General features: G+C 42.1%; 2 protein-coding genes and 1 pseudogene. All 3 read right to left on the minus strand.

Annotation, left to right across the window (positions count from 1 at the left end; all coding sequences use genetic code 11):
• Nucleotides 1-151, minus strand: a pseudogene (locus tag QZ565_RS08225) (bifunctional riboflavin kinase/FAD synthetase); the annotation flags it as partial.
• Between the two features lie 143 nt (nt 152-294).
• On the minus strand, nt 295-3,834 hold the full coding sequence (gene smc / locus QZ565_RS08230) for a chromosome segregation protein SMC (RefSeq protein WP_295528080.1): 3,540 nt from the start codon (nt 3,832-3,834) through the stop codon (nt 295-297).
• On the minus strand, nt 3,825-4,523 hold the full coding sequence (rnc, locus tag QZ565_RS08235) for a ribonuclease III (protein ID WP_000661487.1): 699 nt from the start codon (nt 4,521-4,523) through the stop codon (nt 3,825-3,827). The genes smc and rnc overlap by 10 nt, the downstream gene beginning before the upstream one ends.
• Nucleotides 4,524-4,639: the final 116 nt, after the last annotated feature.

Here is a 4,639-nt window from a genome sequence, read left to right on the forward strand (position 1 = left end):
CTGGCAGATATTCTTTCATCGAAGCCTTACTGGCCACTTCAAAAAGTTTCTGATGTCCCTTGTGGATGCCATCAAAATAACCTAGTACAAGGACTGTTTTTCCCGGTACTGCAATGTCTTTTTCGTTCTTAATAGGTACTGTTGTAATCATGAAACTATTATATCATAGAGAAAGCCTTTTCGCTAAAAGGAAAGCCCAAATGTCGTTTTTTGCCCCTGAACTGACCTTAAAAAATCTTTCAAGATGTTAGTTTTAAAAAATAGCATCCCCTAAGAGATGCTATCGTTTGGTAACTAGTCTACTGTTTCTTCTAAATCTTTTAACTTCACCGAAACAATTTTTGACACACCTGATTCTTGCATAGTCACTCCATAGATGGAATCAGCCGCTGCCATGGTTCCCTTACGGTGGGTTACGACGATAAACTGGCTGTCCTTGTCAAATCGATTGAGGTAATCCCCAAAACGTTTAACATTAGCTTCATCCAGCGCAGCTTCCACCTCATCCAAGATAACAAAAGGAATGGTCTTGACACGAATAATGGAGAAGAGCAAGGCAAGAGCCGACAGGGCTTTTTCCCCACCACTCATAAGGTTTAGAGACTGAATTTTCTTACCTGGCGGTTGGACAGAAATCTCCACACCAGCTGTTAGCAAGTCTCCCTCAGTCAAAATCAAGTCTGCCTGACCTCCGCCAAACATCTGTTTGAAGGTCACTTTAAAGGACTCACGAATAGCTTCAAAAGTTGATTTAAAGCGTTCCTTGACCTCATCATTCATCTCTGTAATGGTCTCAAGGAGTAGGTTTTTCGCTGACAAAATGTCATCTCGCTGGCTATTGAGGAAATCCAGACGGCTGTGAACTTCTTCATACTGGTCAATAGCTTCCAAGTTGACAGGACCCAGTGTGCGAATAGCCTTCTCTAAATCCTTAACTTCTTGCTCTGCCAGATTGAGGTTTTCCAATTCATGTGCCTTTTCTAGTGCTTCAGTATAGCTAATCTGATACTGGTCTGTTAATTGACTTTGTAGATAGCGTAAGCGCTCGCTGACCTTTTCTTTCTTAGCTTCAGCACGTGTTTGCTTGCGAATCCACTCCTCGTTCTGCTGGCGAGCCTGGTCCAAATGACTAGCAATATCATCCAGCTGACCTTCAATATCATCCAACTCAAACTGCTTGCGAATCAAACCTTGTTGGAGGTTTGTTTTCTGAGTTTTGGCTTCTTCCGCCTGTTGATTGAGCAATTCTGTATCAACCTTCTCAAGATTGTCAACCTTTTCTTGAAGAAGACGCTGGATTTCTTCTTGCTCGATATTCAGATTATCCAATTCCTTGCCTAAACGTTCAATATCCGCAACTTCGTAACGTTTTTGCCCTTGTAGTTCTGTCTTAAGCAAGCGAGCTTGCGCTACCTGTTCTTGCAAGTTTTGATAGCGTTCTTGGATGGCATTTTTGTTAGACTTAATCTCTTCAATCTCAGCTTCCAGATTTTGCTTGTCACTGGCAATAGTAGCAAGGCGTGCTTGGCATTTTTCCTTATCTGCTTGCCAATCTCCGTCAGAAAGACGATCTAATTCCTCTTCTTGGAGTTTCCAAAGAGTTTCTAGCTCTTCAACTTGCTGACTGGTCTGCTGATAAGCGAGGGACAAGCCTTGCTCCTGAATACGTGCCTGCTCTCCTTGAGATTTGATAGCTTCTAATCTTTCTGTCAATGAAGCCATCTCATCTTGCAAGGCCTTCAAAGCCACTTCTTCTGAACGAAGACTTGCTTCTTCTTCAGCAATTTCTTTTTGTAATTGCTCCAGTTCTGGCTTGATGAAAATGCTGTTATTCTGGCGATTAGCTCCACCTGCATAGGAACCACCTGTGCGCAACTCTGTGCCGTCCAAAGTCACCATACGAACCTGATAACGAACCTGGCGAGCAGCTGCACGAGCATGTTCTACGGTATCAAAGATAGCCGTCGTAGCTAGCAAGTTCTTGAAAATAGCTTCCAGTCTAGTATCGAATGTCACCAACTCATCTGCCATCCCAAGGAAGCCTGGACTTGCTGCGATAGCATCTTGATTCTGACTAGAAATCGTACGAGCCTTGATAGTCGTTAAAGGAAGGAAGGTCGCACGACCGGCTCTGTTTCGTTTGAGGAAATCAATGGCCTTAGTCGCCGCGTTCTCATCTTCTACAATGATGTGCTGACTGCTTGCTCCAAGCGCAATCTCTAGAGCAGTTTGATAATGCACATCAAAGGTCAGGTGCTCACTAACAGCCCCAATTATTCCACCAAGACGGGCCTTTTCTTGGAGAACACTCTTAACACCTGCATAAAAGTTACTATGATTCCTCAGGATATTTTCCAAACTTTTAGCTCTGGCCTGCTTGTTTTTAAGACTGTCCAGACGGTCAAAGAGTTGACTTTGTTGAGCTTGATAGGAAGTTTTCTGTTCCTCTTGCTCCTTGTCAATAGCTTGATAGTCGGCCAATAATTTCTGAACCTGCTCCTTAGCAGTTTCAAGCTCGTCTTTTTGCTGACTAGCCTTCTCTTTAGCTGTAGCCAGTTGTTCTTTGAGTTTTTGTAGTTGATCTGCTTGTTTTTGAGAAAGCTGACGACTATTTTCCAACTCGTTTTCGATACGGGTCAGCTGGTTTGAGACATCTGCTTCTTCTTGTAAAAGAGCTACAAAGCGTTCGCGTAAGAGCTCAATCATTTGATCAGGATCATCTGAAAAAGCCAGCAATTCAGCCTCTAAACGATTGAGTTTTTGATTATTTTGGACTAGATTTTCTTCTAAGAGAGCTAAAGAGCTTTCTTTTTCAGCCTTTTCCTGACTTAGAGTCTTTCTCTTATCCTCCAAAGTAGCCAAACGGACTTGTGCTTCCTGTTGATTCAGGGCTACTTGCTCAGATTCTAATTTCGATAAGGCTAATTTTCTCTCTAAATCACTAATCAGACTGGTCAAATCCATCAAACTGCCTTGGTCTTTGGCCATTTCAGCTTGTAAATCTTGGCGTTGCTTTTTAAGAGTTTGGTTTTCTTCTTCTAATTTTTCACGCTTTTGGTAGTAGCTAGTCAAGAGTTCCTGAACCTGAGCCAACTCTTCTTCTGTCAACTCTAGTTCAGCCTTATTTTCCTTGATTTGAGCAACTAAAACATCCAAGTAAATAACTTTACGTTGGCCTTCCAAGTCTAGAAACTTACGAGCATTTTCAGCTTGCTTCTCAAGAGGTTTGATTTGATTATCCAACTCGTAGATAATATCTTCCAGACGATCCAGATTATCCTGAGTTTGTTGCAGTTTACTCTCAGTTTCTTTTCGACGAGTCTTGTATTTTAAAACTCCAGCAGCTTCTTCAAAAATAGCTCGGCGTTCCTCAGGCTTGGAGTTGAAAATCTCCTCAACCTTCCCTTGGGAAATGATAGAGAAGGAATCTCGTCCCAAACCTGTATCCAAGAAAAGATCATGAATATCACGCAGACGGACTTTCTTTCCGTCAATCTTGTATTCGCTATCTCCACTACGATAGATATGGCGTTCTACCCTGATTTCTTGACCTGCATCCTTGATAAATCCGTCATGATTATCCAGAGTCACAACTACAGAAGCATAATTGAGAGGTTTGCGACTTTCGGTCCCAGCAAAGATAACATCCGGCATCTTGCCACCACGGAGACTCTTGACACTTGACTCCCCCAAGGCCCAACGCAGACTTTCTGTAATATTGGACTTTCCAGATCCATTGGGTCCAACAACTGCCGTCACACCTTGGTCAAAGACAACCTTGGTCTTATCAGCAAAAGACTTGAATCCCTGAATTTCAATTTCCTTTAAATACATGAATCCAGCCCTTTCTCAACGGCATTTTTTGCAGCTTCCTGCTCTGCTAGTTTCTTAGAACGACCTTGACCTTGACCAATGCTCTTACCTTCAACAAGAACTTCTACATCAAAGACCTTATCGTGGGCAGGACCCGTTTCAGAAATCACCTGATAACGAATAGCCACATCTCCATTGACCTGAAGTAACTCTTGGAGATGGGTTTTGTAGTCTGTAATCATCTCAAATTCGCCTGCTTCAACCTTAGGAATCATGACTTGATAGATAAATTCCTTGACCTTGGCCACATCCTTGTCCAAAAGGAGGGCACCAAGAAAGGCTTCAAAGGCATCACCAAGAATGGTGTCACGATTGCGCCCACCAGACTTTTCTTCCCCTTTACCAAGTTTGATAAACTGATCAAACTGGCAATCACGCGCAAAACCAGCTAAACTCTCCTCGCGAACAATCATGGCACGGAGTTTAGACAAGTCACCCTCAGGCTTTTTAGGATATTTTTTATACAGATATTCTGAAATCAATAACTGTAGAACAGCGTCTCCTAAAAATTCCAAGCGTTCATTGTGTGAAATTTTTAAGAGGCGGTGCTCATTGGCATAACTCGTATGAGTAAAGGCAGTTTCCAGTAAATTTTTGTCTGCAAATTCGATTGCAAAATGGTTCTTTAGTACAGTTTGTAATTCTTTCATACCAACCTCTTTCTAACTGATAACAGTCCCTCTTATTATATCAAAAAAAGCACCCTGAGTCACTTTAAAACGGGACTAGAGGGTAATTGAGCATTTTTTAAAACAAACTTTTCAAT

Source organism: uncultured Streptococcus sp., from assembly GCF_915066115.1.
Lineage (GTDB): Bacteria > Bacillota > Bacilli > Lactobacillales > Streptococcaceae > Streptococcus.

Coding starts and splice junctions, on each gene's coding strand:
- smc (WP_295528080.1), bottom strand. CDS start 3,834: ATGTATTTAAAGGAAATTGAAATTCAGGGATTCAAGTCTTTTGCTGAT.
- rnc (WP_000661487.1), bottom strand. CDS start 4,523: ATGAAAGAATTACAAACTGTACTAAAGAACCATTTTGCAATCGAATTT.